The sequence below is a fragment of the Flavivirga amylovorans genome (genome assembly GCF_030540875.1).
GTDB classification, from domain to species: domain Bacteria; phylum Bacteroidota; class Bacteroidia; order Flavobacteriales; family Flavobacteriaceae; genus Flavivirga; species Flavivirga amylovorans.
On the sequence record NZ_JAUOEM010000003.1, the window covers coordinates 20,811 to 37,171 of the forward strand.

The following is a 16,361-nucleotide window of genomic DNA, read 5'->3' on the forward strand; positions in this document are numbered from 1 at the left end:
TAGGTTTATAGTTTTATAATTATCGTCCTGTTTAAGTTTATTTTAACGTAAATTTTCGACTGATAAAGCTTCTCGATACACTACGCTTATGACGTGGCACTACCATTGACGTCATTTACAAGTAGCTGTTTTTCATAGTATTGATAATGTCTCCTCGAGCATTTCGACTTTGCTCAATATAAACTCCGTCGAGAGGTTGTTAATAGTTCCTAATTTAGAAAGGTCTCGACTGCGCTCGACCAGACATACGTCACTATAACCGCTTGATAAAATTTTTGTCCACAAGCTCGAAGTGCATCTTGAACTTTTAAACAATATTCACGTTATTTTATGCTAATTTTTTTAACAGCTTTAGCGCCTGTTTTGGTTGTTACTTCCAGTATATACATCCCGCCGGATAAATGGCTTACATCTAATGGTGAGGTGTGTGTTGTATACAAATGGGCACCTAGCATGTTGTAGATGTTTACTTGCTCTAACGCTTGCCCATCGCTTAATCGGATGTGGATCTTATCTTGTGCCGGATTGGGATAGACTGTAAAATCCCTGAGCTCATTTGTATTATTTAAAGACATTGTCACATCACCATTGATACTTTTAAACCCTCCCCAGAAATCATCATCTCTATAAGCTTGTTCGGCACTTTCAGGTACTATCAAATCTATTTCATGACGACGGTCTAGAAAATTAAGACTATTGTCTGTTAGTGATACTGATCCTGTCGTAAAGACTTGTTGGTTAATATGTCTACCAGGTATTAAACTACCAAGAGTTGTCAAATCTATAATATGTGATGGGGGGGACTCTGCCTTTATCTCCACTTTCACAAGGGCTGGGGCAATCGAAAAAGCCCATGCCCCAATAGTATCTAGTTCTTTTGGTAAGATTACTTCCTTCAATTTGGTCTCAGCAAAAGCTCTGTTTCCGATAACGGTCACATTATCTGGTATCACAACTTTGATAAATTTTGAGTTTGAGTTCTTACTAAACGTACTATTTGGGATAAATTCCATTTTTTCTGGAATGGTAACTTGTTCAAAGTTGTTTTTGCTAAAAACATTTGTCCCCATATGTCCCTTTGTGATATTTTTTGATATGGTAACACTGGTCAATCCGTTTCCTTCAAAAGCAGCAGCTCCAATAGCTGTTACACTGTTGGGTATAACAACATTGGTCAATGCATTAAACTGAAAAGCAGCAGATCCAATACTTGTTACACTGTCTGGTATATCAACGCTCGTTAACCTGACGACAGGAGCGTTAGGATCCTCTGGTTTTTGGAATGCTGCAGGCCCTATAGCAGTTACCTTAAACTCAATTAGGTTGCCTACCGTTCTGTCTTCAGGAATCTCTATATCGGTATTGGTAGCTGAGTCGTCGTATCCAGATACTCTAACCTCATAATAGGGGTTATTATTTAACGATGTGATTTCGTATTCGATGTTTTTATCATCGGTAAAGGTATCTATAACGTTGTTAAAGCCCGTCCAGCCATCTACAAATTTATCTCTATTATCTACACTTATTATTAAATCTATTTGGCTGCGGGCTGCTGCATCGCCAAAGGGGTTTTCTGAGTCATCCATAGATATAGATGGGGCTCTGGTACTTTTTATGTCACCTTCTACTACCACTATGTCAAGGGCGTTATCCTTAAAAGCATTATTACCAATACTGCTCACTCTGTTTGGTATGGTCACACTGGTCAATTGGTTATTAGAAAAGGCGCTTTCCCCAATACTTGTTACATTCTCGGGTATGTCAATACTAGATAATTGTTTACCACTAAAAGTCCCCGGACCGATGCTGGTGACCTTATATTCATATCCTGTTACCTTATATTCCGTAACATCATTAACATCATCATTATTAATATCAATATAATTATATTCAAATACAATATTACTAACTGTTTCAGGGATATTTACATTAGTTAGTTGTCCCTGTCCCTGATACCCCATTACCATAACCTCGCCACCACCGGGAGTTATTTTTGTTATTTTGTACGTGATATCATTAACGGTAAAGCTCTCTTCTCTAATGGTTTTAAAATAGTTTCCAACATACCAATTTCTATAAACAGACGCTTTCCCTTCGGGCACTATCAAATCTATTACACCATTGCGGGGCAGAGGGGGTAGGGGGTCATTTGTCCCTGCAACTACATATTGAGCACGTGTTGTTGTAAATATATCGCTTCCAACAGTATGAATCTCCGGTTTAGTAATCGGCGTACCCGGCGGTTCAATAGGTTTCATAAACACTGTGACAATCCCACGTTTTACTGGTAGTGGTACACCTTGTCCATGATGACTAGGACCTGAGGGGTTATTTGCAAAAGCCCATTCTTTAATAGTTTTTACATTTTCTGGGATGGTCACACTATTGATTAATTCGTTGGTGCCAAAAGCACTATTTCCGATAGTTTCCACACTATTCGGTATCTCAATACTTCTCAATTTATTGTTCTTAAAAATAGAGTCTTCGATGGTTACCAAATCTTCGGACATAGTAACACTGATCAACAGATTATTTTCAAAAGCTTGTTTTCCAATGGTGGTCACGTTCGATAAATCAATACTAGTTAATTCGTTATTAGCAAAAGCCTCTCTTCCAATACTAGTTACAGTAGGTGGTATGGTTATTTCCTTAAGCCTTTCAGAGCTAGAGGCGGTGGTAGGGTTAAAAAAAGCCTTTGCCCCTATAGCGACTACCGTATAGTTATTAACAATTTCGGGGATATCGACTTCTCTTGCCGTACCATCATAGCCTATAACCTTTACCTCAGTAGTCCCAGAAACAACTTCATATTGAATGTTATTATGAGTAAAGTTTTGTTGTCCATAAGTAGCTATTGATAGTAACAACATACTAAAAAACGTAAAACTCCACTTTTTTAATTTTAATTGTCTTTTCATAACTTTTATATTTATTAATTTATACTGCGTCGTTTATTTTATAATGACTCGCTTCACCACTTTCTCTCCTGCTTTGGTTTCTATTTCCAGCATATACATACCGCCAGGTAAATGGCTTATATCTATTTGCAGGGCGTTTGCCGAATACACATGTCTCCCCAGAGTATTGTATAGGTTTACTTGCTGTAACGCTTCACCATCACTTAATGTAATGTGGATATTATCTTGTGCCGGGTTCGGGTAAACTGTAACAATGTTGCCCGCATTACCTTTATTATTATGGGCAGGTGCAAAGGCATCTTCGCGGAGCGATGGAGGAATGGTTCCCTCTGCTACCACTGTGGCAAGACCTGAGTTGTTCCAAAAAGCCCAATCCCAAATATAGACTACACTGTTCGGTATGGTAACCTCGGTCAATTGATTGTCTAGGAAAGCATAACTCCCAATGCTGGTCACACTGGTCAATCGATTATTGGAAAAAAAACACTCCCAAATATTGGTGACACTGTTGGGTATGACGATACTATCCAATTGGTTGACCACAAAAGCATAACTCCCAATATGTGTCACACTGCCCGGTATGATAACCTCGGTTAAATTGTTAGTGGAAAAAGCCCAATCTCTAATATTAATTATACTGTTTGGTAGAGTCACACTGGTCAATCCTTTTTCTTTAAAAGCGTCGTTACCAATAACGGTCACCGTATAGTCCTGAACCGTTTCGGGGATAGTGACTTCTGTTGTTGTACCCATATAATCCGTAGTCTTTACGGTATTAGGGCTCAACGATGTAATTTTATATTCAAGGCCATCAACGGTAAAGGTGTTTCCTAAGTTGTTTTGACCGTAAGTGGTCACTGTTAACACTATAAAAAGAATGGCAAAGCTCCATTTTAATTGTAATTGTTTTTTCATTTGGTTATTCTTTTTTGACTTCTTGAATATTAATTCAAGGCAAAGAATGACCAAACAGAGAAAATATTCAATAATTAGTGTTAAACTCCTTTAAAAATGGGATATTATACGGTATTTTTGGGATAATAGAAATCCAGATAATCCCCTTTGCTGGTTTGTTTGTCCTGGTTTTAATCGATATGGGCACTTTTTATCGTCCACTCCCGTACTAAAACCCCACCTTTGTTTCCAATAAAGGGCTATCCAACAAAATGTATGCGCAGTGAAGTGATGGCATAGAACTAGATCAACCATTGGTTTATAAGAGTAAAGTGTTTATTGAGTTAGATCTTAGTTCAATTGGCAACGGCGGGGATTTGAAACAATAATTAAACCGTTGAAGCTAGCTTCAACGGTTTAATTTAATTTATTTAAAAACTGCCAACCTATTTTAGGACGGCTCACAGGGTTTACTTGCTTTTAAAAAATAATTGCTTTTGTTGGTGAAAAAGGATTGAATTCTTTCTACCTTTTTACTAATGGTATTTAAAATTATGGTTTATTTATAATAAGTAAGAATAAACTTATTTTAATATAAGATCTCTTGTTTGTCTTAAATTTTGATTATTCACTTTCAATCATTTTCTGCCAATTGTCTAATAGTTCTTTACATACTTTTGTGAATTTATACTTCATTAAAGGATGTACAAGAATGTTTTGTATTGCCTTTTTATATTCGAATTCAAAAATCATTGTGATTTCGTTCTCATTACTTGAAATTGTGTCAACGATCCAAGTGCCTTTTAAAGATCTTAGCGGATAAGGGTAATCGGGTGCTTTTGTATTAACTATAAATGAATACTGTTTTTCATCTTCCCATAACGTGCATGTTTCGGTCCAACTATCTTTACCGTGAGAGCAAGAACGTACCATACCTTTTTTCTCTCCTGAGATTACTTTAGAATCATCAATATTTGGAGCTACTTCATGATAGTTTGCTACATCAGAGATTACTTTCCAAACTTTTGATTTACTGCCATGTACCTTTCTTTTAAATTTAAACACTTTTAGACCTTTTTTACTGCCTTCATCCATTCTTGCTAAACCTTTTGCTTGTCCATAACCTAACACAAGTACTACTAATGCAATTAGGGCTATTATTATATTTCCTTCTGCCGATATATAAAAAGGGTTAAACAGTAATAAAATACTACTTGCTATAACCCATAGTGCATCTTGAATGATAATCCATAAAACAGCTAATGCTCTCTGTTTTTTAACCTCAATAATTATCGTTAAAGCAAAGAAAATTAGTAATATGCCAAGTATAAAGAAAAAGTTGCTAGGTTCTATCTTAAATATTTGTTCTACTTTTTTTTGAAATGTTAATAATAGAGCGCCATTTAATATTGAAAATATGGCATTTGCTGTTAAGCTTTTTTGTAATGTATTCATGCGAGTATTCTTTGTTTTAAAGCTCTAAATTAGTATTATCATCATTTGTTTTGTTGATACTTTGCGCCAAACTTTAATATATTTACAATATGAAAATTTTTGCACCATATTTGCTTAGCTTATTAGATTATGCATCGTATTATAATCTTGATGCTTCTATGTTGAAGCGCCTTTTGGCGAACCAAAATATTGATATCAATAATCATGAAGGAATGGTTGATGCTGAAGCGTACTTAGTGGTATTTGATCAAGTCATTCAATTGACTAAAAATGATTATAGTGGTCTGTATTTTGGGAGTTACCTTAATTTAGGAGCCTTAGGATTAGTACTGAACATATCTTTGAATACCTCTAGTATAGAACAAGGCGTTTTAATTCTTCAAAATTTTCTAGATAATAAGTTTCCATTGGTTTCGGTTGAGGTGGTAGATGACTCACAAAATTATATGTTACAATTGGATAGTTCTGTTAAAGATTCAAAACTAAAGAGACATCTTTTAGATATGGTGTTAAGTATTATATATAGAGAATTAAAACTAATGCTTCCTTATCCTTTTGCACCAAAAATCAGGTTACCATATATTGATGATAAGCCTTATAATGATTCACTAAAATTGGAAGTAACTCATCATTCTAACTATCAGATTGTACTACCATTGGAGATTGTAAATACTGAGATTAATAAAAATAAGATTAAAGAGATTGAGCTTTTATTACCAAAGTTTATTGCTATGCTAAATGAAAATAAGGAAGATGATAAGGCTTTCTCGTATTTAATACGAAATATGACCTTGAATATGTGCTCGCCTGAGATTCCAAATTTCGAGCAGGTTCAAAAACAATTTCCTTATAGCAAACGTACAATGCAAAGAAAATTAACTAATGAAGGTATGTCTTTTAGAGGTATTGTTAATACGATTAAAGAGGAACTTTCTAATTATCTAACAAATGAAAAGCATTTAAAAATTAAGGATGTTGCACATATTTTGGGTTATTCGGAATCTAGTGCCTATTTACATGCGGTAAAATCTTGGAAGCATAAAAGAAATTAGTGTTGGAATTTATTCTTTAGTTTTTAGAGTTATAATGAGGTAGGTGAGTTAGGATTTCATGAATAGGCTTACATATTTTAAGACATATAATTTTTATCTGTTAATATTGTAAAAAACAAAATATCAAACCTTATTTTTGCACACATATTAATAAGAAATGGATACTATAAAGCAGTTACAATGGCGTTATGCTACTAAAAAATTTAATAAAAATAAGAAGCTTTCAGGCGAGAATCTTAATATTTTAAAAGAAGCTTTTAATCTAACGGCGACTTCTTTTGGACTGCAAACTATAAAATTAGTAGTTGTTGAAGACGAAGCTAAACGAGTGCCATTGGTTAAACATTCATTTAATCAGAAACAAGTTATAGAAGCATCTCATTTACTTGTGATTTGTATTCAAAATGATATTACTGAAGAAGATATTAATATGTATTACGGTAATATTAAATCGATAAGAGATACATCAGATGCTATTTTAGATCCTTATAGACTAGATCTTATTAATACCATGAAGAACATGTCTATTAAAGAACGTCAACAGTGGTCAAAAAATCAAGCCTATATTGCATTGGGTAATTTAATGACTGTATGTGCTGTAGAAGGGATTGATTCATGTCCTATGGAAGGTTTTTTACCTAAGGAATTTGACGATGTGTTAGGATTAGATGAAATGAATTTAAAATCTGTTTTATTATTGCCTGTTGGTTATAGAGCAGATGATGATATGTTTTCTGAATTTGAAAAAGTTAGAAAGTCAATTGATGACGCAATTATTGAATTATAAATTAAAATACAACTATATTATTTATGCCAGGATTTGAATTATTTGGAGAATTAGAACGTAACGAGGTTAATGACGTTTTAGACAGCGGTGTTTTAATGCGCTATGGATTCGATGGTATGCGGAACGGCCATTGGAAATCAAAAGAATTAGAAGCTGCATTACAAGAATCGTTTAAAACAAATCATGTACAGCTTGTTTCGAGTGGTACCGCTGCCGTTTCTGTAGCGTTGGCGTCAGCTGGAGTAGGAGCAGGAGATGAGGTTATTATGCCTGTATTTACTTTTGTAGCAAGTTTTGAAGCTATAATGATGCTAGGAGCCGTTCCTGTTTTAGTAGATATTGATGAGACACTTGCTGTAGATCCTAAAGCCGTTGAAGCAGCTATTACTCCAAAAACAAAAGCCGTAATGGTGGTGCAAATGTGTGGTAGTATGGGAAATATGAATGCCATACAAGCAGTTTGCGATAAACATAGTTTATTATTAGTTGAAGATGCCTGTCAAGCCATAGGAGGGAGCTATAATGGTAAACCATTAGGGAGTATAGGTGATCTTGGTTGCTTTTCTTTTGATTTTGTAAAAACAATTACCTGTGGTGAAGGTGGAGCTGTTATTACAAATAATAAGGAATATTACATAAATGCAGATCATTACAGTGACCACGGACACGATCATATTGGGATTGATAGAGGAGCTGAAACACATCCTTTTTTAGGATATAATTTTAGAATTTCAGAATTGCACGCTGCAGTTGGGTTAGCGCAAATAAAGCGATTACCTGAGTTCTTAGAGATTCAAAAGAAAAACTATACCATCATTCGAGATGCTCTATCTCAAATTCCAGAAGTTACCTTTAGAACTGTTCCGGAAGGAGGAGAAGAAAGTTATTCGTTTTTAAATTTCTTTTTGCCAGATTTCGAAACAGCAACAAAAGTGTCACAAAGTTTTAAAGAAAATGGTATTGATGCTTGTTGGAATTATTATAACAACAATTGGCACTATATTAGAAAGTGGGATCACCTAAAAGATTTAAAATCATTGTATCCAATTTCAAATGAAGTTAAAGAAAGTATATCTAAGCTTAAAGATAAAGATTTTTCAAAATCAGATCATTATATAGGAAGAAACATATCTTGCTTAATAAAACTATCCTGGACAGAAGAAGAAATAAGAGATAGAGCCAATAAAATGAAAGCATCAATACTTGAATCATTGTAAAAAAATATAAGAGCTTTGGCTATCGTTTAAGGGACAAAACTTAAAAGCAACAATTTACAACCTTGTATAGTTTTTGTTGTGGTTAATTATTTAAGTTTACATAAAGTAATTCATAGTTTTGAAACTAATAAGTTCAAACTATGGATAAACGTCACTTAGAATTATTTTTAATACTATTTTTTATATCAGGCTTAACATTTGGACAACAAATGCCAATTGATTTTTCTGACGATCCTGCAGATAGTTTTATTGCTTTTGGTAATTCCGTTTTTTCAAAACGAAATAATCCGGAAGATTCAAATGATAGCGTCGGACAATTTTTTAATGATGGATCTGATTTTTGGCAAGGTTTTTTTATTGATTTGGCTTCACCTATTGATCTAGATTTACAAAAAACAATACAGCTAGACTTTTATCAGTTTGATCCAGATGCTCATACCATATTATTAAAACTTGAAAATGGAGGCGCTAACCCAGATGTTCAAGTTAATGTAAATACCAATGGTTTTGGTTGGAAAAATGATATTACTTTTGATTTTGCTAATGCGGTTTTAGGTTCAGACGGTACAACAGCAATTAATGCTTCTGGAACATACAGTAGATTAGTAATTTTTATTGACGGAGGAACTAATAAGTCGGGTACTTACTTAATTGATGATATAGAAGATGTTGCTGTGCCACAAAATCCTAATGCAATTGATGTAGAGTATACAGATCTGGTTTGGGCAGATGAATTTGATATAAATGGTGCTGTAAACTCAACTAAGTGGCATCACCAAACCGTTGGTCCAAATGGAGGGAGATGGTATAACAATGAAGAACAGCACTATACAAATAGCCTTACTAACTCTAAAGTTGAAGACGACTGTTTATACATTACTGCTAAAAGTGAGACCATTACTCAAAATGGCGTTGAATTAGATTATACATCTGCTAGGTTAAATTCTAAGTTTGCATTTACTTACGGTCGAATAGATGTTCGAGCAAAATTGCCAGAAGGAGATGGTACATGGCCAGCTATTTGGACTTTAGGTAAAAATATAAATGAACCTGGAGGTTTTTGGCAACCAACTTACGGTACAGTAGGATGGCCTGCTTGTGGGGAGATTGATATTATGGAACATGGATTAGGTGCAATAAACCATGTATCTAGTGCATTACATACGCCTTGTACAGGTTGTAATGGCAATACAATGAACTACAAGTCGAAAGTACTTACAGATGTGGCAAATAATTTCCATGTGTATTCAGTTAACTGGTCACCAGATCAAATCACATTTTTAATTGATAATGTCGGTTATTACACTTACAATCCATCTGTTAAAGATGCTTCAACATGGCCATTTACTCAAGATCAATATATTTTACTTAATGTTGCTATGGGGGGAACTGCAGGAACTATAGATCCTAGTTTTAATCTGAGTAGTATGGTGATTGATTATGTTAGGGTATATCAAAATAATATATTAAATATAGGGGAAAATTCTAAGCAAGAATTTAAAATATATCCAAATCCTATATCTGATATAATAAATATTAAGGAGATTAGAGATATAGATAAAATTGAAATTTATAATCTAATCGGAAATTTAGTGATTGGTAAAGAAAAGCCAAATCATACTATAAATATTTCTAATATAAATTCTGGAATTTATTTGCTGAAAATTTATTCGGATAACGATGTTACAATCAAGAAAATTATAAAACGTTAATATTTAACATAATCTACGATCTCTAAGCCATAACCAATTAAGCCAACGCGCTTGGTTTGTGTTGAATTGGAAATGAGTCTTAGCTTATGGATATTCAAATCATGAAGAATTTGTGCACCAATACCAAAATCTCTCGAATCCATATTTATTCTAGGTGCTTTGTATATGTCACCAGATTTTTGATTTTCTTTTAAAACGGATAGGCGTTTTAAAATATTCATAGATTGAGACTCTTGGTTAATGAAAATAATAGCTCCTTTGCCTTCATCATTAATCACTTTAAACATGTCAACTAATTGTTTATCGACATTATTTGTTAGAGTACCTAAAATATCGTTATTAACTAAAGTTGAATTTATTCTGGTAAGGACTTCTTCATTATCTTTCCATTGCCCTTTTGTTAATGCTATATGTACTTGATTATTAGTAGTTTGTTTGTAAGCTCTTAATCTAAAGCTTCCAAATCGAGTTTCGATTTGAAAATCTTCTTTTTTATCAATTAGAGAATCGTGCTGCATTCTATAAGCCACTAAATCTTCTATTGAAACAATTTTAAGATCTAGTTTTTTAGCAACTTCTATAAGTTCTGGTAACCGTGCCATGGTACCATCTTCATTCATGATCTCTACTATAACACCAGCAGGTTGTAAACCAGCTAATCTGGCAAAGTCAATGGCAGCTTCTGTATGTCCGGTTCTTCTTAGTACACCACCTTCTTTAGCTACTAAAGGAAAAATATGCCCAGGTCTAGCTAATTCAAAGGGTTTAGTGCCTGAGTCTATTAATGCTTTCACGGTTTTTGATCTATCTCCAGCTGAAATACCCGTAGTAACACCGCCTCCTCTTAAATCTACAGAAACTGTAAAGGCTGTTTCCATAGGATCGGTATTGTTACGGACCATCATATTAAGCTCAAGTTCTTTACATCTGTTCTCTGTTAATGGTGTACAGATAAGACCTCTGCCATGAGTTGCCATAAAGTTTATCATTTGCGGTGTTACCTTATCGGCAGCGGCAACAAAATCACCTTCATTTTCACGGTTTTCATCATCAACAACTATAATTACTTTTCCATTTCTAATATCATCAATGGCTTCGTGTATCGTATTTAATTTGAATTTAGAGGGGGTCGTTTTTTGTGTCATTGTATCTGCTATCATAGTGCAAAGATATTGCTATTTTAAAGAATTTAAACAATTTAGCTTTAAGTCTTCCTTAATTTTTACATTTAAAAAAGCATATGAAATCATATATAAAGGAAGTCCTATTAATAAAAAGAAAAAGTTAGGTCTTTTATCTTTCTTTTTAATATGATTATAAAACTTGAAGGTTTTAATTAAAAGCCTTATATAAAACAGCACAAATAAAACAAATGCACCAATACTGACTTTAATTAATACTGCGGCTAATGATGGTAATTTATTATTGTTACATACAAAAAATAAAATGAGTAATATCGCACCTATAGCATATGAAATAATAGCAAATTTAGCTTGACTCTTGTATTTTTTAACGATGTGTTCTGAGACATCATAATCACCATTGATGTTAACTCCTTTTTCTCTAATTTGTTTTATTGAAAGTCCTCTACCGGCTAACAGTTTTATGGCTTCGTAACGAATGTTTTCGTCATGTCCAAGCGACTCGTAGTTATTAATGACATTACAGAGTTCTTCATCTTTATAAGGAGAAAGAAACTTATAATCAATAGCATCTTTTTCTTTAATATTTAAGACCCTCTTTAATGGTTCAATAATATTTCCTAACTCGAATATACCTCTATCTTCTGTGGCTCGTTTAGTTAAGAAAATACCTAGTGGAAGCATCATTAAAGTTGAAAACCAACTAGCTAAAATAGGGTTAAGGTTTCCGCTTTTAGCACTATTAGTGGCAAAAATACCTATAAAATGGTACGTTAAAAATAACAGTATGGCGATAACCATAGGCAAACCAATACCTCCTTTGCGTATTAAAGCTCCTAAAGGTGCTCCAACAAAAAACAAAATGATACAAGCAAAACCTAAAGCAAATTTTTCGTGCAAAGAGATAAGATGTCTGTTAATTAAAATTTTAGAGTTTTTTCTGGTCTTTTCTTTGGAAATAGTGATTTGTTTTGCACTGGTTATTGATTTCTCGACTTTGTCGACTAACTCAGACTTTTTTGCAGGGCTAAAAAGATCAAAAAGGTTTCCTGTATTAATAGAATCATTAATAGCTTTCTTTGTTTTTTTTGTCCTAATAGTTTTGGTTATACCAGATCGTTGAAATAAATTTTTTGAAAACGATTGATAATCAGTCTGTCTTTTTTCGGTAAGAGAATCAATAGTTTTATTTAAACTGCTAATATTTAGCATACTATATTTATCTGTTTGTGATTTTTTGTCAAAATCTACTTTATTGAAATCTGATAAGTCAATATTAATAATATACTTTTCGAAAGTACTTTTAACAAATGGCTTTTTGTTCTTTGCTTTTGTGGTTCTTGGTAAAATATCCTCATAATAATTACCATCAAAGAGTATAAGCTTTAAAGTATTGGAGTTTTTTTCACTCACTAATTCTCCAGTTTTTGACTTTATAGTTTTTAAGTTTAATCTATTACGATTGCCTCCTTTAATATGAATGGTTACATCGTTAAGTATGCGATCATTATCGCCACTTTTTTTTGCTACTTTAATATTAAAGTTTTCTCCAATGGGGTTAAACTGACCTTCGGCAATAGCCATTGCAGGCTTGGTGTTTTTAATGTTTATTCGTAGATTAAGTATATTATATTCGGCCCATGGAATGACATTATTAGAGAATAAAAAAGTAACAAACCCTAATATGACAATAAAGATGCTAAGTCCAGACATGGCGCGTTGTAAAGATATTCCTGTCGATTTCATGGCAGCAAACTCATAGTTTTCTGCAAAAGACCCAAATACCATAATGGATGCAAGTAGTATAGTAAGTGGTAATACCAAAGGGATTAACTTAGGCATGAAGTAAATCAGGAATTTTGCTATAACTCCAATATCTAAATCTTTACCAGCAAGTTCCTTAATATATAACCAAATGGTCTGTAAAATAAATATCAGCATGAGTATAATAAACACACTGATAAAAGTTCTAAGATATGTTGTTAGTATGTATCGGTCTAATATTTTCACATGTTCAAATTTTACTAATCATTTGTTTAACAAGCTAATTATAAAATTAAGAACGTATATAAGTACTTCGTTCTCATATTAAATCTTTAAAACAAGTCTTTATCTAATCTAATTTATTAATGTAATAATCTTCATATTTACTAGCATCAAAGGTAAATAAGGTTTTTGATAAAGGCTCGTTTGTTTTAAAAGAATTAACAGTGAATGTTGTTTTTGTACTATTTTTTCCAAGTTGGATTAAGTTGTATATGTGCTTAGTTTGTGCATCAATTCCTAACAGAATGTATTTTATTTCAGATTTTGAATCTATTGGTATTAATTTGATATACTGTATTTTTCTACCTTTTATATTTTGCTCAATGTCGGTAGAGTAAATATAACCGTCTTCATAAAAAGATAACATTTTACTAGGTGTGATAGCATCTTCTTCGTTATCATTTTCAGATGAAATGGTTACTTCCTCATCTTCAGGACTTATAGTGTAAAGTGTTTTTCCATCAAAAAGACGTACAATTCCAAGAATGTTCAATTTGTACTGATCTCCTTTCATGATAACATCTCCTCTCGTTTCTTGTTTTATATTTTCAGAAGTATTTTCAAGTGTATATTTAAAGTCTATAGCTATATTTTCATAGCTTTTTACTTTCTGGGACACCTCATTTAATAATGCTTTTGCCTTGTTTTGGGCTAAACTTGTGGTTATTGTAAAAGCTATAAGTAAGTATGCAGTAATATGTTTCATTGTCAAATTTAAATTAAATCTCGTTTTCTAAATGTTGATCTAAAGCTGTTAAGTCGGTAATTAAAACTTGTCTAGCTTTACTACCTTCAAAAGGACCTACGATCCCAGCTGCTTCTAATTGATCTATTAATCTTCCAGCTCTATTGTAGCCTAGTTTTAGTTTTCGTTGTAATAAAGATGCTGAACCTTGTTGTGCTGTTACAATAACAACAGCAGCATCTTTAAATAGTTTATCTCTGTCTGATATGTCTATATCAAGACCTGTGCCACTTTCTTCACCAACGTATTCAGGCAATAGGTAAGCGTCTGGATATGCTTTTTGTGAGCCTATGTAATCTGTTATTTTTTCAACTTCAGGCGTGTCTACAAAAGCACATTGTACACGAATTACATCGTTTCCTTGTGTAAATAACATATCACCACGACCAATTAATTGATCCGCTCCAGATCCATCTAAAATAGTTCTTGAGTCAATTTTAGAGGTTACTCTAAATGCGATACGAGCAGGGAAGTTTGCTTTAATGATACCTGTAATAACGTTAACGGAAGGGCGTTGTGTTGCAATAATTAAGTGTATGCCTATAGCTCTGGCTAATTGTGCTAAACGGGCTATAGGTGTTTCAACTTCTTTACCTGCAGTCATAATTAAATCTGCAAACTCATCTACCACCAAGACAATGTATGGTAAAAATTGATGACCGTCATTCGGATTTAATTTACGGTTTTTAAACTTTACATTATATTCTGCAATGTTTCTACACATAGCATTTTTTAACAGTTCGTAACGATTGTCCATTTCAATACATAAAGAGTTTAATGTATTGATAACTTTGGTGTTGTCAGTTATAATGGCATCTTCACTATCTGGTAATTTCGCTAAATAATGACGTTCAATTTTATTAAAAAGCGTTAATTCTACTTTTTTAGGATCGACTAAAATAAATTTAACTTCGGCTGGGTGTTTTTTGTATAACAACGATGTTAAAACGGCGTTCAAACCTACCGATTTACCTTGTCCAGTGGCACCCGCCATTAATAAGTGAGGCATCTTAGCAAGGTCGACTACAAACGTTTCGTTACTAATAGTTTTTCCTAAAGCTATAGGTAGTTGCATGTCTGAAGTTTGAAACTTTTTAGATGCAATTACCGAACGCATGGATACGATCGTAGAGTTTTTATTAGGAACTTCTATACCAATGGTGCCCTTACCAGGAATAGGAGCAATAATACGAATACCTAGTGCAGATAATGATAAGGCAATATCGTCCTCTAAATTTTTAATTTTTGAAATACGAATACCAGCTTCAGGAACTATTTCATATAACGTAACTGTTGGGCCAATAGTCGCTTTAATACTAGCAATACCAATCTTATAGTTACTTAAGGTTTCAACAATTTTATTCTTGTTTTCTTCTAACTCTTCTTGGTTTATGGTAATGCCTTCGGAGTCATATTTTTTTAAAAGATCGAGAGGAGGAAATTGATATTTAGCGAGTTCTAATGTTGGGTCGAATTGCCCAAAATCTTCAACTAGTTTATTTGCTAAATTATTTGTTTCTGAAAGTTCTTCTGCTACTTTTTCAACTTTCATTTCAAGATCAATTTCTTCTTCCTCTTCTTTTGGAGCTACTTTAACTTCTAGAGGCGCTGTCTCTTTAACAGGGTTCGTTTCCTTTTTTAATGTAGATTCATCATTTTGTAAAGGAATTTCGTATGCAGATTTTATAGCTTCGGCTTCTTCAGATAAGTTATTATCTAAAGGAATAATTAAATCATCTTTTAAGTCAGAAATCTCATTTTTAATATCCTTTTTTGCTGACTTAAATATACTGGCTAAGCTTTCAAAAGTGACTCTAAACCGAATGGCTAAATATGTTATTAACCCAAGTAAAAGGAGTAGGGACGTGCCTATTTTTCCAATATAATCTTGCAGGAACGCGTTAACTTCAAAACCTATGGTACCTCCAAGAATATCAGTCTTGTTTCCAAAGAACCCAAAGAGAACAGATAACCAAACAGATATTAAAATGCCCCAAAACCAATGTTTTCTTAATTTAGCTTTATTAAGGTTCATTAAAACATAAATGCCCGATAAAAAAATCAATCCAGAGTATATAAATGAAGCAACGCCAAAACCACGTTGAATAAAAAACTCACCTACCCAGGCTCCAAATTGGCTTACCCAATTTTGAGTTTTAGAAGTTCTGGAAGGAAACGTATTGATGATACTTTGATCTGCTTCTCCTGTAAAAAAATAAGACACTAAGGCTATGCATAACCAAACACCACATATAACAAGTAGAGTACCAAATACCAACTTTTGTTGATTTGATAGTTTAAAACTTGGCTTTTTGATTTTTTGTTTTGGTGGTTTTTTAGTCTTAGTGCTTCTCTTCGCCATTAATGCGTTGTTAGTTTAAACAAAAATACAA

At 33.2% G+C, this 16,361-nt stretch carries 11 protein-coding genes; 4 read left to right on the plus strand and 7 right to left on the minus strand.

Annotation, left to right across the window (positions count from 1 at the left end):
- Positions 1-323 precede the first annotated feature (323 nt).
- The 3 genes from Q4Q39_RS08785 to Q4Q39_RS08795 all read right to left on the minus strand — a co-directional run bounded on the left by Q4Q39_RS08785 (position 324) and on the right by Q4Q39_RS08795 (position 5,267).
- Positions 324-2,918: a leucine-rich repeat domain-containing protein gene (locus tag Q4Q39_RS08785; protein WP_303282051.1), complete on the minus strand. Its 2,595-nt coding sequence runs from the start codon at positions 2,916-2,918 to the stop codon at positions 324-326.
- A 33-nt stretch (positions 2,919-2,951) separates the two neighbouring features.
- Positions 2,952-3,833 carry a leucine-rich repeat domain-containing protein gene (locus Q4Q39_RS08790; protein WP_303282052.1) on the minus strand — a complete coding sequence of 294 codons (882 nt, stop codon included), beginning with the start codon at positions 3,831-3,833 and terminating at the stop codon, positions 2,952-2,954.
- Between the two features lie 603 nt (positions 3,834-4,436).
- A complete protein-coding gene (locus tag Q4Q39_RS08795) occupies positions 4,437-5,267 on the minus strand; it encodes a type II toxin-antitoxin system RatA family toxin (RefSeq protein WP_303282053.1) in 831 nt (276 codons plus the stop codon).
- Positions 5,268-5,356: 89 nt separating this feature from the next.
- Between Q4Q39_RS08795 and Q4Q39_RS08800 the strand changes: the two genes are divergently transcribed.
- The 4 genes from Q4Q39_RS08800 (at position 5,357) to Q4Q39_RS08815 (ending at position 10,035) form a co-directional block, all read left to right on the plus strand.
- On the plus strand, positions 5,357-6,319 hold the full coding sequence (locus Q4Q39_RS08800; RefSeq protein WP_303282054.1) for a helix-turn-helix transcriptional regulator: 963 nt from the start codon (positions 5,357-5,359) through the stop codon (positions 6,317-6,319).
- A gap of 157 nt (positions 6,320-6,476) precedes the next feature.
- Entirely contained in the window at positions 6,477-7,106 is a 630-nt protein-coding gene (locus Q4Q39_RS08805) for an NAD(P)H-dependent oxidoreductase (RefSeq protein WP_303282055.1), read from the plus strand.
- A 23-nt stretch (positions 7,107-7,129) separates the two neighbouring features.
- Positions 7,130-8,323 carry a DegT/DnrJ/EryC1/StrS family aminotransferase gene (locus Q4Q39_RS08810; RefSeq protein ID WP_303282056.1) on the plus strand — a complete coding sequence of 398 codons (1,194 nt, stop codon included), beginning with the start codon at positions 7,130-7,132 and terminating at the stop codon, positions 8,321-8,323.
- 140 nt (positions 8,324-8,463) lie between these two features.
- The gene (locus Q4Q39_RS08815) at positions 8,464-10,035 is read left to right on the plus strand and encodes a family 16 glycosylhydrolase (RefSeq protein WP_303282057.1); all 1,572 of its coding nucleotides are present in this window, start codon (positions 8,464-8,466) and stop codon (positions 10,033-10,035) included.
- On the opposite strand, the gene ribB is transcribed toward Q4Q39_RS08815, so the two are convergent.
- The 4 genes from ribB to Q4Q39_RS08835 all read right to left on the minus strand — a co-directional run bounded on the left by ribB (position 10,032) and on the right by Q4Q39_RS08835 (position 16,330).
- Positions 10,032-11,195 carry a 3,4-dihydroxy-2-butanone-4-phosphate synthase gene (gene ribB / locus Q4Q39_RS08820; RefSeq protein ID WP_303282058.1) on the minus strand — a complete coding sequence of 388 codons (1,164 nt, stop codon included), beginning with the start codon at positions 11,193-11,195 and terminating at the stop codon, positions 10,032-10,034. The two genes, Q4Q39_RS08815 and ribB, sit on opposite strands and share 4 nt — an antisense overlap.
- Positions 11,196-11,210: 15 nt before the next feature.
- Positions 11,211-13,187, minus strand: coding sequence for an LptF/LptG family permease (locus tag Q4Q39_RS08825; protein WP_303282059.1), 1,977 nt, complete (start codon positions 13,185-13,187; stop codon positions 11,211-11,213).
- 103 nt (positions 13,188-13,290) lie between these two features.
- Positions 13,291-13,929 (minus strand): outer membrane lipoprotein periplasmic chaperone LolA1, encoded by a 639-nt coding sequence (gene lolA1 / locus Q4Q39_RS08830; RefSeq protein WP_303282060.1) that lies wholly within the window; start codon positions 13,927-13,929, stop codon positions 13,291-13,293.
- A 13-nt stretch (positions 13,930-13,942) separates the two neighbouring features.
- The gene (locus Q4Q39_RS08835; protein ID WP_303282061.1) at positions 13,943-16,330 is read right to left on the minus strand and encodes an FtsK/SpoIIIE family DNA translocase; all 2,388 of its coding nucleotides are present in this window, start codon (positions 16,328-16,330) and stop codon (positions 13,943-13,945) included.
- Positions 16,331-16,361: the final 31 nt, after the last annotated feature.